Origin of the sequence: Vibrio sp. YQ_11 (assembly GCF_043103065.1) — a bacterium.
In the GTDB taxonomy this organism is placed as follows: Bacteria; Pseudomonadota; Gammaproteobacteria; order Enterobacterales; family Vibrionaceae; genus Vibrio; species Vibrio parahaemolyticus.
Map to the genome: position 1 here is coordinate 17,476 of NZ_JBICJM010000027.1, position 14,544 is coordinate 32,019.

The window sequence follows — 14,544 nt, forward strand, 5'->3', positions numbered from 1 at the left end:
CTTTAGTACCCTTTCTCGAAATCCACTTGATTGTTTAATGAGAAACCATCGCGCCAAAGTCGGTAATTGTCGGCAAAAATGTCGACCACCTGTTCAGGAAAGCTCAATGCGGCAATGTGTGGCGTGATGGTCACTTGCGGTAACTTCCAAAACGGATGCGCTGGTGGCAATGGTTCTTGCTCAAACACGTCCAAGAAAGCGTGTTCTACCCAGCGATTCTTGATGGCGAGCAACAAGCTGGCTTCATCCAACACATCTCCTCTACCTACATTGAATAATAAAGCTTGGTTGAGATGTTGAAGTGTTTCACGGTTGAGCAAGGCACGAGTATTAGGTGTACTCGGTAATGTATTAACGACAATATCTGCCTTTCTTAAAGCATTTGCTAGTTCATTGATGTGGAAGGTTTGTGCAAATTCATCATTGGCTGTTGGAATTCCTGTACGATTAATACCAATCGTGTTAATCCCCATCGTCTGGGCCGTTTGTGCTAGGCATTTCCCAATGCTACCCGTACCGAGAATCACCATGGTTTTGCTTTGCAGTGATGTGTAGAGATGCGGTTGCCACTGCTTGTTTTGTTGTTGCTGGTGGTAGTGCATAAAATGACGATAGTGGCTGATGCAATATCCGAGGACGTACTCTGCGATTAGCGGACCAAACACGCCACGCACATTCGTTAGCGTATAGTCTTGGCGAAATTCTGGGGTAATGAGCGCATTTACGCCCGCATAGGTAGATTGTACCCACTCAAGTTGTGAAAATTCGTCTAATCTTTGTGAGAGCAAAGGAGGATCGGCAAGAACAATGTGTGCCTCTTGCGGCTTGTCCGTAATGTTCAGGTCGGGCAGATTTTTCTCCGCCAATAACGTTTCGTAGGTGTCACGATGCTCTGAGAGCAGGAAAATCTGATTTGGATGCTGCATTAACTTTTTTCCCTGTGATGAATCAAGTACACTTTCGCTGTTTTTTTCTTCAATGATTGAGTGACTATGCTTAAGAATCCTCTTCAGGTTCGTTTAGAAAAACTAGAACCTTGGCAACAAATTACCTTTATGGCGTGTCTGTGTGAACGCATGTATCCAAACTATGCGATGTTTTGTGAGAACACAGAATTTGCTGAACCGCGTGCTTACCGAGCGATTCTTGATAGTGTATGGGAAATTCTGACCGTTAAGAACGCGAAAGTGAATTTCGAGCGTCAACTAGAGAAGCTAGAAGAATTGTTCCCAAGTGCCGACGAGTATGATTTTTACGGTGTATACCCAGCGATGGATGCGTGTCAGGCATTGTCTACTCTATTGCATGGTCTGTTGGATCGCGACTACCTTTTCGATTCAATGCTTAAAGTGAGCCAACAGTCGGTACAAACCGTTGCTGATTTAGAGCAAGCACAGGGCAGCGAGCCAATCACAAACGACAATCAAAAAGAAAATGAAGCCGTATGTGAAGAGTGGGATGTCCAGTGGGCAATCTTCCGTCCGCTGCGTGAAGCAACGGAACGTGATATCAACTTGATCAAAGACTTGCGTGAAGAACTACGCGAAGAAGCCGTGAGCAACATCGGCATCGCACTGTAATGCGAAAGCGAATATGAAAAAGGCATCCCGTGGGATGCCTTTTTTGTTGGAAACGTGGTTACGATTCTTTTGAGTCTGGTTTTGTTGGCTCTTGTGTTTCTGGCTCAACGTTTTGTTTTTCTAACTCTTCGTCGTCGTCATCGCGGCTTTCGATTACACCGTGCATTTCTTTCCAGCTTTCCCAGCGTTGGTAGGCCAGTTCTTGCATGTCGGTGCTCTTGTCGGCTTCGTCGATGATTTCTTCACCAACTAAGTGCTCAAAGATGTCTTCAAGTGTGACAAGGCCAAGCACAGTGCCGTATTCGTCGACCACAAGTGCCAGTTGTAGGCGGTGCGTCATCATTTGATCGAATACTTTTGGTAGCGCTGTATTGTTCAGAACCACTTGGATTGGACGCATGACCGCACCGAGTTGTTTCTGACCACTGCCTGATTGCTGCATCTTAAACAGTTCTAGACGATGCACAAAGCCGATGATGTTGTCTTTCTGCTCGCTGTATACCAGCGGACGTGAGAACGGTGTGTCTTTGTGTTTGTCCAGAAACTCATTAATGGTCATCGTTGCGTCAACGCGGAAGACAACAGGGCGAGGTGTCATGACTTGTGTGACAGGCACATCTTGAATCCCTAGCAGGTTGCTTAAGATTTTAGATTCGCCTTCTGCAAACTCACCACTTTCGCGTGCCAAAATCGCCATCGCAGAAAGTTCATCACGCATTTTTGGTGCTTCGTGGTTACGAGCCAAACGCTTGGTGATTTGCTCTGAAAACCATACAAATGGCGTTAGCGCCCATACCATCCAACGTAGCGATACCGCCGCTGCTGGTGCAAGCTGACGCCAGTACGTTGCACCGATGGTTTTCGGTACGATTTCAGAGAGAACCAAGATCGCCAGTGTGAGAACAGCAGAGAAGATGCCAAGTGCTTCGTTGCCGAATACGACGGCCGCCTGTGCACCTGCTGTTGCTGCACCGATAGTGTGAGCAATAGTGTTTAGAGTCAGAATCGACGCTAATGGGCGGTCGATGTCGGACTTGAGTTTAGATAGCTGCTCAGCAGCAGGATGCCCCTGTTGATTGAGCTGCGCAATGTAGCTCGGACTGATACTCAGTAGTACCGCCTCCAGTACCGAACAGATAAACGAAATGCCGATAGCAATAGAGATATAAATGGATAACAGCAGCATAGTTGCCCTTGAAAGTAGTCTGATAGTTGTTATTTGCAGTGATTATAACCGCAAAAGTGCCTTATTAATTGGTCCAAATACGTAGGAAAGCAAGGGCTTTCAGACCGCATGTGGTAACAAATTGTGAGTTATTACTCATATTATGGCTAAAAGTACGTCAGAAAATCGAAAGATCGCTTACAAACCTTTGCCAGATGGGGCATTTATGCTTTAGAGTGAGACGAATTCGATAACATATGAGAAGGGAAACCTAATGAACAAGACCCAATTAATCGACTTTATCGCAGAGAAAGCAGACCTATCAAAAGCACAAGCTAAAGCTGCTCTTGAAGCGACTCTTGAAGGTGTAACTGGTGCACTTAAAGAGGGTGACCAAGTTCAACTAATTGGTTTTGGTACATTCAAAGTAAACCACCGCGCTGCACGTACTGGTCGCAACCCTAAGACTGGTGACGAGATTCAAATCGCAGCAGCTAACGTACCTGCATTCGTAGCAGGTAAAGCGCTGAAAGAATCAGTAAACTAAGTTAGAATGCACCGAGGTATCCTGCCTCGGTGCAATTTCATGAAAAAACATCTACTCACTTCACTCCTCCTATCTAGCCTTTCTCTTATTGGCTGTTCTTCTGTTGAAACGCCTAATCTAGAACAATTTACCCACTTTTCTGGCGGAAAAACCGCAGGTGACACCAGTAGTTTGTATTGGATGACTGAGCGATTAACTCGAGTCAGTACCGCGGCAGATTACGTCACGATGGGTGATCATGGCTGGTATAAAAGTGATTACCGTTGGGATGAAGGCGAGTTGCGTGAGTTGATTCGAAAAGGTGAGCAAATCGATGCCAAGCAAAGACTGGTGCCTTTTCAAATCCACATCCGCTTTAATAAAGATGGTGAAGCGATTTATCAGCAATATCGCGTAAATCGCAAAGTCTTGCCGTTGCAGCGCGAGCAACTTGATCGATACAAAGCTGAAGCTAATGATGTCGTTGTTGCCATCAAAGAGCAGTCTCGCAACGGGCAGAACCTCGTACAAGGCTATTGGAATGGTCAAGCATTTGAAACCTGCAAAGGGAAAGAGTTCTCGACGCTAGAGTTCAACCAAACCCTGCCGAAATTTGTTATCGACCGTTTATCATCGGTCGATAGCTACATTGCCTTTGTTGGTAAAGAATCTCGTAATGAAGTGGTGGTAGACAGCCTCTTGATGCTCAATGATGACGACTTTGATTGTGTATCACGACCAAAGTTTATCTCTGAGTAAGGCTTCTACGTTTTTACGCTGGATGCGAAAGAACAATAAAAAAGGCGCTGAATGCGCCTTTTGTCTTTTTAGCCAACTGAAGTTGTTATTATTTTTCTTGCTCGCGAGCGATAGCACGGTAGCCGATGTCATTACGATGGAACATACCATCCCAACTGATCTGTTTTGCTAGCTCGTACGCGCGTTGCTGTGCTTCTGATACGCTGTTGCCCAATGCAGTTGCACACAATACGCGACCACCATTTGTCACGATGTCGCCATCTTGATTGTCTGTACCCGCGTGGAAGACTTTCTCGCCTTCAATTTCAACTTGAGGCAGGCCAGAGATCACGTCACCTTTGTTGTACGCTGCTGGGTAGCCACCGGCTGCTAGCACGATACCGATAGATGCGCGTGGATCCCATTTAGATTCCACTTGATCAAGCTTCTCGTCGATTGCTGCTAAGCATAGATCTACAAGATCCGATTCCATACGCATCATGATTGGTTGTGTCTCTGGATCACCAAAGCGGCAGTTGAACTCGATCACTTTCGGAGTGCCATCTTTGTCGATCATCAGACCCGCGTATAGGAAACCTGTGTATGGGTTCCCTTCAGACGCCATGCCACGTACCGTTGGGTAAATGACTTCTTCCATGATGCGATTGTGAATTTCGGGTGTGACCACAGGAGCTGGAGAGTAAGCGCCCATGCCCCCGGTGTTCGGGCCCGTGTCTTTATCACCGACACGTTTGTGGTCTTGGCTGGTGGCCATTGGCAGAACGTTCTCACCATCGACCATTACGATGAAGCTTGCTTCTTCACCATCTAAGAACTCTTCGATAACTACGCGGCTGCCTGCGTCGCCAAATGCATTGCCCGCTAGCATGTCTTTGATTGCGTCTTCTGCTTCTTCTAGCGTCATCGCAACGATTACGCCTTTACCAGCAGCAAGACCGTCTGCTTTCACCACGATTGGCGCACCTTGCTCACGTACGTAAGCAAGCGCTGGTTCAATTTCTGTGAAGTTTGCGTAAGCACCGGTTGGGATTTGGTGACGAGCAAGGAAGTCTTTAGTAAACGCTTTAGAGCCTTCAAGCTGCGCTGCGGCTTGGGTAGGACCAAAGATTGGTAAGCCCGCTTCGCGGAACGCATCAACCACACCAATAACCAATGGTGCTTCTGGGCCAACGATAGTCAGTTCAATCGCCTTCTCTTTGGCGAAAGCAACAAGGCCAGCGATGTCTTCTACATCGATGTTTACGTTCTCTAGTTTTGGCTCTAGTGCCGTACCTGCGTTACCAGGAGCAATGAAGATTGTCTCAACATCTGGATTTTGCGCGGCTTTCCAGCCTAGCGCATGTTCACGACCGCCTGAACCAATGATTAAAACTCGCATATGAAAATCCTTAATCTTATAAATACTGTTTACTCAAAGTAGTTGATGATGTGGCTAGGCAACAATTGAGCCCATCCCGGAAACATAGTCAGCTACGTAACTGGGGTGGGCAAAAGCAGTTAACGACGCCACAGTGCCAAATACGATGAGGAAATTAGTGGCGGAAGTGGCGCATACCCGTGAAGATCATCGCCATGCCGTGCTCATCTGCTGCTGCGATAACTTCGTCGTCACGCATAGAGCCACCTGGCTGAATTACGCACTTAATGCCGGCTTCTGCTGCGGCATCGATACCGTCGCGGAATGGGAAGAAAGCGTCAGATGCCATTACGCTACCGGCAACTTCTAAGCCTTCGTCTGCAGCTTTGATGCCGGCAATTTTCGCTGAGTAAACGCGGCTCATTTGGCCTGCGCCCACACCGATAGTCATGTCGCCTTTCGCGTAAACGATCGCGTTAGATTTCACGTATTTCGTTACTTTCCAGCAGAACAGCGCATCTTTCAGTTCTTCTTCTGTCGGTTGACGCTTAGAAACCACTTTAAGGTCGTCTAGGCTTACCATGCCTTGGTCGCGATCTTGAACCAGTAGACCACCGTTGACGCGTTTCACGTCAAAGCCCGTTGTCTTCGTTGACCACTCGCCACACTCTAGTAGACGTACGTTCTTCTTCGCCGCAACGACTTCAATCGCTTCAGCAGAAACAGAAGGAGCAATGATTACTTCAACGAATTGACGTTCAACGATAGCGGTTGCTGTTTCAGCATCTAGCTCTTGGTTGAATGCGATGATGCCGCCGAACGCTGATGTTGGGTCTGTTTGGTAAGCGCGGTTGTATGCTTCTAGGATGTCTTTACCTAGCGCGACGCCACATGGGTTGGCGTGTTTTACGATTACACATGCTGGCTCATTAAACTCTTTCACGCATTCAAGTGCGGCGTCTGTGTCTGCGATGTTGTTATAAGAAAGGGCTTTACCTTGGATTTGGCGAGCAGTAGAAACAGACGCTTCTTGTGGGTTGGCTTCGACGTAGAAAGCAGCCGCTTGGTGGCTGTTCTCACCGTAGCGCATGTCTTGTTTTTTCTCGAATTGTTGGTTGAAGGTGCGAGGGAATTTACTCTCTTCATCGCCTTCCTTGTTCTCACCGTAAGATGGAACCATGGTACCGAAGTAGTTTGCGATCATGCCATCGTAAGCGGCGGTGTGTTCAAATGCTGCGATAGCAAGGTCGAAACGCGTTTCTAGAGTTAGGGACTTGTCGTTTGCGTCCATCTCTGCGATTACGCGGTCGTAGTCTGAAGCGTTTACAACGATAGTTACGTCTTTGTGGTTCTTCGCTGCTGAGCGAACCATGGTAGGACCGCCAATATCGATGTTTTCTACTGCGTCAGCCAGCGTACAGCCTTCTTTGGCAACGGTTTCTGCAAATGGGTATAGGTTAACAACGACCATGTCGATTGGATTGATTCCATGTTTTGCCATCACGTCGTCATCTTGACCACGACGACCAAGCACACCACCGTGAACTTTCGGGTGAAGCGTTTTAACGCGGCCGTCCATCATTTCTGGGAAACCTGTGTAGTCAGAGACTTCTGTTACTGCGATGCCTTGTTCGGCAAGTAGGCGTGCTGTACCACCAGTAGATAGGATATCGACACCGCGCTCAGCAAGAGCTTGCGCAAACTCAACAATACCTGTTTTGTCTGATACGCTGATAAGCGCACGGCGAATAGGACGAGCGTTATTCATGCTTCCATTTTCCTCAAATTCACGGAGTTAAAGATGTTTGCCAAAAATGAACTTGTTTTTACCTCTTGGGGTAAAATATTGGCCAGTTTTGGTAAAGACCTTTGCAGGTGTTTTCATGTTTAGAAAACAGTCTCCACATTTGATGGCGCGTATTCTAACCAATTTATTACAAAAAAGCTCGCGCAATCGTTTGGCATCTCAAAAATAATTGCAAAAAAGTCGTTCTTTAGCTTTAAAAGTAACGAGATAGTTAATAAGGAAAGTTATGTTTCAGATAGGTGAGTTGGCAAAACGCTGTGGTGTGACTTCAGATACACTGCGTTTTTATGAGAAAAATGCGTTGATAAAACCCGCAGGGCGAAGCGAATCAGGTTACCGACTTTATAATGAAGAGAATCAAAAGCAGGTGCGCTTCATCTTAAAAGCGAAAGAGCTAGGGTTGAGTTTGGATGAGATAAAAGATCTATTAGAAATTAAGTTAGAGGCGACAGAACACAGTTGTGCAGAGGTAAAAGCCATTACTTCTGCCAAGTTAGAGCTGATCGACGAGAAGATTAATGAACTGACGAAAATTCGCCGTGCTTTGAAGAAGATTAATGATGCGTGCTGTGGCCATACAAACGATGATGCCAGTCATTGTTCTATTCTTGCAGCACTTGAGTAGTCTCATTTTTGCATCACTTAACTTAAGTTTGCATTTTTGGCGGCTTGCTTTTCTAGGTGCACGCCGTTTTCCCACCTATAATCTCGCTTTTGGTCGACTGTGCGAATGTGAAGTTCCATCATTCCTACAGCGATAGCTGTCTGGTAGATACGAGAGTTTTCATACATGGTTGGAGTCTATTTTCAAATCAATGACTGGGTTTTAAGCGTTGATGAAAATAAGCTGTATCGACAAGATAGGGAAGTTACTGTTGAGCCGCGCTTAATTAATCTTTTGCACTTCTTAGCTGAGCATGCAAATGAGGTGTTCAATCGCGAGGAATTGATCCAGTACGTTTGGGCTGGGGCGATTGTGACCGATCAAGTGGTGACTCAGTCCATTTTTGAGTTGCGTAAATTGCTGCGTGACGGTCGGGAAGAAAATACCAGTTACGTCATTACAGTACCGAAACGTGGCTACAAGCTGGTGGCGAACGTGACTCCGATGACGCATGAAGAGTTTGTCGCAAGTCGCCAAAGTGAAGAGGAAGAGAACGCACCTTTGGTTGAAGAACCAGAAGAAGAGACTCTGCCTATCGCACCTGCCGTTACTTTTCCTGCCGGCCCTCTGACTCGTGCGGTCTGCGAGATGTCGAAAGAGAAAAAGCCCCCTCAGAAAAAAAATAAAATCAGCCCGTGGCGCTTGGGACTGATGAACTTCATCTGGATCAGTGTTTTGGTCGTGGTGATGGGCGTGTTTACCTACAAGCAATCGGAAGTGCGTATTACCCAAGCCATCGATACTCACCTTATCGAATTCAAGTTTCAAGATAACTTTACGAGCGAAGGGTTAAGCTATGACTTGGCAGACGGGTTTGCACAAAAGTTGATGTCCGACATTGCTCAAGTCAGTGATTACCGAGTCATGCTAAAGAAGGCGTCGTTTACTTCTGGCATTGTGCCTGGTAAATCCGTTGTGGTACGAGTTCGTGAGAATGACGGTGGCAGCTTTTTAGAGGTGGAATATCGCAATAACTCATCTGAAAAGGTGTTGTTTAGTCGTCAATACGCGTTAACCAGTAGCCATTTAAAGACCGTGCTTCAACAAGCATCGTTGGATTTGATGCAAGTGCTAAAAGTGCCGGATGCCAAATTAAAATCTACGATGCTGGTGGCGGGAATGCCCATGAATCCCGATGCCTTGGAATTGTTTGTGCAAGCTAACCATTATCTTAATGTCTCTGATGCAAAGCAGTTTCGCCAAGGCATCGATTTGATGGAAAATATTTTAGAAATCGAGCCAGATAATGCTTATGTTCAAGCTGAATTGCTGATTGCTTACCACGTGCAGAAAGTGCTCGATTCGTCTCTTGAGCTAAAGAAAGGGCGAGTGCAACAACTCAGCGATGCGCTGGAAACCAACGTGAAAATGATGGTTGGGCCAATTCAACCTCGAATTTATGAAGCTTTGGCCCTACACGAAACCATCGCTGGTGACATGGCTTCAGCCAAGCTGCATCTTGGGCAAGCGTTGAGGTTACGAGATTCAGTGCTGTCTTATGTGATTCGTGGTAAGCATGCTGAATTGGATGGTGATCTGGATTTGGCCAGTGAGTCTTACAGCGAAGCTTTTTATATTGATACGTCGGTTGAGACGTACCTGCTGTGCGAAAACTTGGTCTTCCCAAGTAACATGAAGGCGATTGATTACGCCATGTATCGCGCTGTTCACCCTTCTGTCGTTCGAATGCTTTAATTCTCTCGGACTCAAAAAAGCCCCTCATTTCGGTGAGGGGCTTTTTTGTAGCTGTCGAAAAGTGAAAAGGCTGGGGCGGTGGGGCAATGACTTACGAAGGAGCTAACAACGCAAGCTTGCAACGGGAAGACATATCCGATTTGCTTCTCTATCTCTATCTCTATCTCTATCTCTATCTCTATCTCTATCTCTATCTCTATCTCTATCTCTATCTCTATCTCTATTGATTGTATGGAGTGTCTGGCTGAGTTATGTGGCGAGAATGATTCTGATGCTTTCTTGCTGGCGAGATGAATATTGATGTGGGTCAAAAAGCGCGATCAGGGAGAGATTTATGGAATCAACAGTTCAGGGAATTAACCCTTCGGGATGGGGAAGTTGATAGAGGTTGATAACTTTTATCGCGATTACCGACGAGTTGATGAGAGTTTATCTATCGGTAGAAGGTTTGATGTTTTTCTTATAACTTCATGAATAATATGGTTTTATATTTTTGTGTTTATCATGTTTATCTCAACTTGATGTTGATTAACTAATCATTTTATTGATAACGCCAAGTTTATTTTTTTCCCGATTTTTGGGCGTAGTCTTCACTTCGAAATTTAGCGAGGTCGAGCAGGTATCTACTTCATAGCATCTCGCTAATAACCGTTCAGTTTGAGTCACGTTGACTTGAGTAGAATAGATTTGGAGATGTTATGTCATCGAATACGAAAAAAATCGGCCTAATTGCCTGTACGGGTGTAGTCGCCGGTAACATGATGGGTAGTGGTATTGCACTGTTACCTTCTAGCCTAGCTTCAGTAGGCTCTGTTTCAATTTTCAGCTGGCTGATCTGTTTGATCGGTGCACTGAGCCTTGCGTTTGTTTACGCTCGTCTGGCAACCAAAAACCCTCAAGAAGGTGGTCCTATCGCTTATGCGGGCGAAGTTTCCCCAGTCTTTGGTTTCCAAACGGGCGTGCTTTATTACCACGCGAACTGGATTGGTAACCTAGCTATTGCTATTACAGGTGTTTCTTACCTTTCAGTATTCTTCCCTGTGCTTAATGACCCAATCCCAGCAGGTATTGCGACGATTGCATCGGTATGGATCTTCACTTTCGTCAACCTACTTGGTGGTAGCTGGGTAAGCCGTCTATGTACGCTTGGTCTTGTTCTAATCCTAATTCCAGTTGTTGGTACCGCTCTATTTGGTTGGACGCACTTCGACACTGCGCTATACAGCCAAAACTGGAACGTATCTGCGGGTACTGATAGCCATGCGATTGTGACTGCGGTTCTTATCTGTCTATGGTCATTCGTTGGTGTGGAATCAGCTGCAGTATCGACAGGTATGGTAGAAAACCCTAAACGTACTGTACCGCTAGCAACTATGCTGGGTACTGGTATCGCAGGTGTGATTTACATCCTATCAACTCAAATGATCAGCGGCATGTTCCCTGCTTCTGAAGTTGCGGCATCAGGTGCGCCATTTGCATTGGCTACCACTGAGCTATTCGGTAGCTGGACTGCACCATTCGTATCAGCATTCACTGCACTAGCATGTTTTACTTCGCTAGGTTCTTGGATGATGCTGGTGGGCGAAGCTGGTAAACGTGCAGCAAGCGATGGCAACTTCCCTAAAATCTACGGCGAAACTGACAAAAACGGTGTGCCTAAGAAAGGTCTAATCCTTGCGTCAATCAAGATGACAGCATTAATGGTTGTACTGATGTTCTTCAGCTCTAAAACAGCACACGCATCAGACCTGTTCAACCAGCTAACGACTGATGCAGTTCTACTAACTATGCTGCCTTACTTCTACTCAAGCATTAACTTGATTCGCTTCGAAGGTATGACAACACGTAACGGCTTCGTAATGCTGTTCTCTGGTGTAGCTTGTCTGTTCTGCTTCATTGCCCTTGCTGGTGCAGAAGGCGGTACGCTAACAGCAACCTTCATCGTGTCTCTCGTTATCTTGATGTTCTACAGCAAAAAAGCCGGCTTAGCTCAGTACATGAAGCTACACGCTGACGACATGCCTGCTCAAGCAAGCAACTAATCCCCAAACGCTGGCACTTCGGTGTCAGCCAATAAAAAACAAATTCACTCGGCGCTCACCTTACTCACTGCCTGTAAATGGCAGAGAGCGCCCTCATTCGCCTTGGAGATGTCCAAATGAATATTTTCGCTATCTTGAACCACATGGGTGTGTTCTTTAAAGAAGAGCCAGTTCGTCAACTTCACGCTGCTCTTGAGAAAGCGGGCTACGAAGTGGTTTACCCAGTAGATGATAAAGACTTGATCAAAATGATTGAGATGAACCCACGCATTTGCGGTGTGCTGTTCGACTGGGATAAATACTCACTAGAGCTATGTGAACGTATTAGCCAAATCAACGAAAAACTGCCTGTTCACGCATTTGCTAACGAACAGTCTACTCTCGATATTTCACTAACAGACCTACGTCTGAACGTGAGCTTCTTCGAGTACGCTTTAGGTATGGCTGACGACATCGCTATCAAAATCAACCAAGCGACCGAGGCATACAAAGATGCCATCATGCCTCCATTCACTAAAGCGTTATTCAAATACGTAGAAGAAGGTAAATACACCTTCTGTACTCCAGGTCACATGGGCGGTACTGCATTCCAGAAAAGCCCTGCTGGTAGCATCTTCTACGATTTTTACGGTCCAAACACATTTAAAGCGGACGTATCAATCTCAATGCCTGAGCTAGGTTCTCTACTAGACCACTCAGGTCCACATAAAGATGCAGAAGAATACATCGCACGCACATTCAATGCAGACAGCTCTTACATCGTAACTAACGGTACGTCTACATCGAACAAAATCGTTGGTATGTACTCAGCACCTGCGGGCAGCACAGTACTGATTGATCGTAACTGTCACAAATCTCTGACTCACCTAATGATGATGAGCGACGTGACACCAATCTACTTCCGCCCAACTCGTAACGCATACGGCATCCTTGGTGGTATTCCACAAAGTGAATTCAGCCGCGATGTAATCGCAGAAAAAGTGGCGAAAACACCAGGTGCAACAGCGCCAAGTTACGCAGTAGTGACTAACTCAACTTACGATGGCTTGTTGTACAACACACAATTCATCAAAGAGTCGCTAGATTGTAAACACATTCACTTCGACAGTGCTTGGGTGCCTTACACTAACTTCAACCCAATTTACGAAGGTAAATGTGGTATGAGTGGTGAAGCGATGCCAGGCAAAGTGTTCTACGAGACACAATCAACACACAAACTGTTGGCTGCGTTCTCACAAGCTTCAATGATTCACGTGAAAGGCGACTTTGATAAAGAATCTTTCAACGAAGCATTCATGATGCACACTTCAACTTCACCTCAGTACGGCATTGTTGCTTCTACTGAAACAGCAGCGGCAATGATGCGCGGCAACACTGGTAAGAAGTTGATGCAAGACTCTATCGATCGCGCAATTCGCTTCCGTAAAGAGATCAAACGCCTAGAAGCAGAAAGTGACAGCTGGTTCTTCGATGTATGGCAACCAGAAAACATCGATACCACAGAATGTTGGAAACTAGACCCTAGCGATACATGGCACGGCTTCAAGAACATGGATGACAACCACATGTATCTTGACCCAATCAAAGTCACGCTACTGACTCCGGGGATGAATAAAGAAGGCGAACTAGAAGAATCAGGTATTCCTGCTTCGCTGGTGGCTAAATTCCTAGACGAGCGCGGCATCGTGGTAGAGAAAACAGGTCCATACAACTTGTTGTTCCTATTCTCAATCGGTATCGACAAATCAAAAGCAATGCAATTGCTACGCGGTCTGACTGAATTTAAACGTGGCTACGACTTAAACCTAACCATCAAGAGCTTCCTTCCTTCGCTATATAACGAAGATCCAAGCTTCTATGAAGGCATGCGCGTTCAAGATTTGGCACAAGCAATTCATAACCTAACTAAGAAATACAACCTACCAGAGCTAATGTACAAAGCGTTCGATGTTCTTCCAGAAATGAAAGTAACACCACACGCAGCATGGCAAGAAGAGCTTCGCGGTAACGTAGAAGAAATCAAACTGGAAGAAATGGTTGGTCGCGTAAGTGCGAACATGATCCTTCCTTACCCTCCAGGTGTGCCACTAGTACTTCCTGGTGAAATGGTGACTCAAGAGTCTCGCCCAGTGCTGGATTTCCTAGAGATGCTTTGTGAGATCGGTGCGCATTACCCAGGTTTCGAAACCGACATCCACGGTCTATACCAACAAAAAGATGGTAGCTACACCGTAAAAGTATTGAAGAACTAAGTTCCTCTCGAAGATGACGCCATTGGGAATGCAAGCATGCTCCACTCTTACGAGCTCAATGTGTCATCGAACAACCACGACATTTAGATATACCCCTAGCTAATCTGTCGTAAAAGAGAAGGGCAAGGATGCTCTGATCTTTTCTTCTATATAGAAGAAGTAATTTCCAAGACTTCACCTGAAGTACCCCAAGTAAAAAGCAAAGACCAAAGAGCAGTTCGTTATCGTTCTGCTCTTTTTTTATCTTTTATACAGCAGGACGAAGAGAAAAAGCGCGTTGAGCGAAGATCATTTGCGTCAATTGCATTAAATTTGAAGATCGTAATTCAGGTAGAAACGCCCTTTTTCTTGAGGAAAGATCCTTTTAAATGAGAGAAAATAGCCAAGATCGCTTGGTATATACACAAAGTGATTGCTATTTGTTCGGTTGAGAGTTTTTTTGTAAAAAACGCTTGTACTAATTTCTCAACTCCCTATACTGCGCATCCACCGACACGGAGTGAGACGAAAGTCACACAGCGAGTCGGAACTGAGAGAAAAGAAATTTGAAAAAATGCTTGACTCTCTCACGGTGTGAAGTAAGATACGCACCCCTAACGACGAGCAACTAAGTTGCTGAAAATGTTAGAAAAGCTCTTTAAAAACAAGAACCTATCAATCTGTGTGGGCACTCGTTGATGATAATCCAATTAGATAC

At 45.7% G+C, this 14,544-nt stretch carries 11 protein-coding genes; 7 read left to right on the forward strand and 4 right to left on the reverse strand.

Going from position 1 to position 14,544, the window contains the following annotated elements:
- Positions 1-2 precede the first annotated feature (2 nt).
- Positions 3-926: a D-2-hydroxyacid dehydrogenase gene (locus tag ACF8EG_RS11705; RefSeq protein ID WP_005456455.1), complete on the reverse strand. Its 924-nt coding sequence runs from the start codon at positions 924-926 to the stop codon at positions 3-5.
- Between the two features lie 66 nt (positions 927-992).
- Here ACF8EG_RS11705 and ACF8EG_RS11710 point away from each other — a divergent pair, with 66 nt between their 5' ends.
- Positions 993-1,580 carry a YjaG family protein gene (locus ACF8EG_RS11710; protein WP_005456454.1) on the forward strand — a complete coding sequence of 196 codons (588 nt, stop codon included), beginning with the start codon at positions 993-995 and terminating at the stop codon, positions 1,578-1,580.
- Between the two features lie 58 nt (positions 1,581-1,638).
- On the opposite strand, the gene ACF8EG_RS11715 is transcribed toward ACF8EG_RS11710, so the two are convergent.
- Complete coding sequence (locus ACF8EG_RS11715; protein ID WP_025557230.1) at positions 1,639-2,766, reverse strand: CNNM domain-containing protein; 1,128 nt, start codon at positions 2,764-2,766, stop codon at positions 1,639-1,641.
- Positions 2,767-3,019: 253 nt separating this feature from the next.
- Between ACF8EG_RS11715 and hupA the strand changes: the two genes are divergently transcribed.
- Both hupA and ACF8EG_RS11725 read left to right on the forward strand, forming a co-directional pair.
- Positions 3,020-3,292, forward strand: coding sequence for a nucleoid-associated protein HU-alpha (gene hupA, locus ACF8EG_RS11720; RefSeq protein WP_005433627.1), 273 nt, complete (start codon positions 3,020-3,022; stop codon positions 3,290-3,292).
- Between the two features lie 39 nt (positions 3,293-3,331).
- Positions 3,332-4,030, forward strand: coding sequence for a DUF1481 domain-containing protein (locus ACF8EG_RS11725; RefSeq protein WP_020904505.1), 699 nt, complete (start codon positions 3,332-3,334; stop codon positions 4,028-4,030).
- Positions 4,031-4,118: 88 nt separating this feature from the next.
- Here the strand turns inward: ACF8EG_RS11725 and purD are convergent, their stop codons facing one another.
- Both purD and purH read right to left on the reverse strand, forming a co-directional pair.
- Positions 4,119-5,408 carry a phosphoribosylamine--glycine ligase gene (purD, locus tag ACF8EG_RS11730; RefSeq protein ID WP_069507434.1) on the reverse strand — a complete coding sequence of 430 codons (1,290 nt, stop codon included), beginning with the start codon at positions 5,406-5,408 and terminating at the stop codon, positions 4,119-4,121.
- 154 nt (positions 5,409-5,562) lie between these two features.
- Positions 5,563-7,155, reverse strand: a complete 1,593-nt coding sequence (gene purH / locus ACF8EG_RS11735) for a bifunctional phosphoribosylaminoimidazolecarboxamide formyltransferase/IMP cyclohydrolase (RefSeq protein WP_069507433.1) — start codon at positions 7,153-7,155, stop codon at positions 5,563-5,565.
- Positions 7,156-7,420: 265 nt separating this feature from the next.
- Between purH and zntR the strand changes: the two genes are divergently transcribed.
- The 4 genes from zntR to ACF8EG_RS11755 all read left to right on the forward strand — a co-directional run bounded on the left by zntR (position 7,421) and on the right by ACF8EG_RS11755 (position 13,847).
- On the forward strand, positions 7,421-7,819 hold the full coding sequence (gene zntR / locus ACF8EG_RS11740) for a Zn(2+)-responsive transcriptional regulator (RefSeq protein WP_005456436.1): 399 nt from the start codon (positions 7,421-7,423) through the stop codon (positions 7,817-7,819).
- Positions 7,820-7,984: 165 nt separating this feature from the next.
- Positions 7,985-9,553, forward strand: a complete 1,569-nt coding sequence (gene cadC / locus ACF8EG_RS11745; RefSeq protein ID WP_020839807.1) for a lysine decarboxylation/transport transcriptional activator CadC — start codon at positions 7,985-7,987, stop codon at positions 9,551-9,553.
- A 698-nt stretch (positions 9,554-10,251) separates the two neighbouring features.
- Complete coding sequence (gene cadB, locus ACF8EG_RS11750; RefSeq protein WP_005383654.1) at positions 10,252-11,595, forward strand: cadaverine/lysine antiporter; 1,344 nt, start codon at positions 10,252-10,254, stop codon at positions 11,593-11,595.
- 116 nt (positions 11,596-11,711) lie between these two features.
- Positions 11,712-13,847, forward strand: a complete 2,136-nt coding sequence (locus ACF8EG_RS11755; RefSeq protein ID WP_025523408.1) for a lysine decarboxylase CadA — start codon at positions 11,712-11,714, stop codon at positions 13,845-13,847.
- Positions 13,848-14,544: the final 697 nt, after the last annotated feature.

Bases quoted from the DNA above. Each gene is read 5' to 3' on its own strand.
- cadC (WP_020839807.1), top strand. From the start codon at position 7,985: ATGGTTGGAGTCTATTTTCAAATCAATGACTGGGTTTTAAGCGTTGAT.
- purH (WP_069507433.1), bottom strand. From the start codon at position 7,155: ATGAATAACGCTCGTCCTATTCGCCGTGCGCTTATCAGCGTATCAGAC.
- ACF8EG_RS11705 (WP_005456455.1), bottom strand. From the start codon at position 926: ATGCAGCATCCAAATCAGATTTTCCTGCTCTCAGAGCATCGTGACACC.
- ACF8EG_RS11715 (WP_025557230.1), bottom strand. From the start codon at position 2,766: ATGCTGCTGTTATCCATTTATATCTCTATTGCTATCGGCATTTCGTTT.
- cadB (WP_005383654.1), top strand. From the start codon at position 10,252: ATGTCATCGAATACGAAAAAAATCGGCCTAATTGCCTGTACGGGTGTA.
- ACF8EG_RS11755 (WP_025523408.1), top strand. From the start codon at position 11,712: ATGAATATTTTCGCTATCTTGAACCACATGGGTGTGTTCTTTAAAGAA.
- zntR (WP_005456436.1), top strand. From the start codon at position 7,421: ATGTTTCAGATAGGTGAGTTGGCAAAACGCTGTGGTGTGACTTCAGAT.
- purD (WP_069507434.1), bottom strand. From the start codon at position 5,408: ATGCGAGTTTTAATCATTGGTTCAGGCGGTCGTGAACATGCGCTAGGC.
- hupA (WP_005433627.1), top strand. From the start codon at position 3,020: ATGAACAAGACCCAATTAATCGACTTTATCGCAGAGAAAGCAGACCTA.
- ACF8EG_RS11710 (WP_005456454.1), top strand. From the start codon at position 993: ATGCTTAAGAATCCTCTTCAGGTTCGTTTAGAAAAACTAGAACCTTGG.
- ACF8EG_RS11725 (WP_020904505.1), top strand. From the start codon at position 3,332: ATGAAAAAACATCTACTCACTTCACTCCTCCTATCTAGCCTTTCTCTT.